Origin of the sequence: thiotrophic endosymbiont of Bathymodiolus puteoserpentis (Logatchev) (assembly GCF_900127505.1) — a bacterium.
GTDB lineage: Bacteria > Pseudomonadota > Gammaproteobacteria > PS1 > Pseudothioglobaceae > Thiodubiliella.
The window spans coordinates 1-1,039 of sequence record NZ_UEXF01000017.1 but is presented as its reverse complement, the minus strand read 5'-3'; the positions used below and the strand labels follow the sequence as shown (position 1 = coordinate 1,039).

General features: G+C 37.3%; 1 protein-coding gene. It reads right to left on the bottom strand.

Annotation, left to right across the window (positions count from 1 at the left end; all coding sequences use genetic code 11):
• The coding region (locus BHECKSOX2_RS01965; protein WP_139682241.1) for a C80 family cysteine peptidase at positions 1–1,039 on the bottom strand (1,039 nt) is incomplete at both ends.

The window sequence follows — 1,039 nt, the reverse complement described above, 5'->3', positions numbered from 1 at the left end:
GTTTTAGTGCCTCCTGTTTTCATCGTCTTAGTGCCGTTTTCATTGATCTCTACCTCGCCCCCTCTGCCCGTTATTTGTGCAGTTCTTAGTGCTGGCATATTGTCGTAAATCGTTTTGGCAAAATTCCTAGCTAGACCTTGCTTGATGTTGGTAGTATCACAACCTACTAGGGCAATGCGCTCAAAATGAGTATTTTCATTGGCGTAAGTGTCATAAATCTGCTTGACTTTATCGGTCAATTTATCCATGCCATTTTCACCATTGGCAAAATTTTCTCCATGATCAACAAAATTAAGGCGCACATTGCCTTTAGGGGTGTAAATCTCGTTGTCTGATGTAACCAATTTGTTATTGTCATCAAAATGAACAATAATGCTACTCTCAGGGTGTTTATTGGCAAGGGATTGGGCGGCTTTGACGGCGGCTTCGCTGTTGCCGTTTTGAACGATAATGTTACTTCGGTAATTGCTGAAGTCTTTTTTGAGTGCGTGACGAAAAACCATATCACTGGACACTTTAGGGTCGCGTTTTACAAAACCCTTCATTTGATATTCATTAATAAAACGACTATTTTCATTAACCATTACTTCGATTCTGTCAATTTTATAAGAGGTATTTGGCTCGTAAAGTACTTGAGTTGTGTCTTTTGCTAAGTCGTAACTCATAATAATCAGGTCTTGCTGTTTTCTTGCTTTTTCTAATAGGCTTTGTTCAAATTTTGGATCATCCCCTAACATTTCCTTGCTAACAAAAATGGCGTTTATACCTTTGTTTTGGTCAAATTCTTTTAGGATTTTTAATGATATATCTTTCCACTCTTGCAAATTTTCTATATTATCTGCTCTGTCATTCAGTGAAGAATCAGACGGAGATTCTGATGGCGAGCTATTATTTAATGGATCTATAACATAAAGTTGCCCATCTCTGCCTAATAACATTTGTAAATCATCAATGCCTAAATTTGGATGTTGATCAAATTTCTGCAATAAATTTTGAATATCGCTTAGCGTTTTGTGTGTTACACGCTCCTCTGGAACAG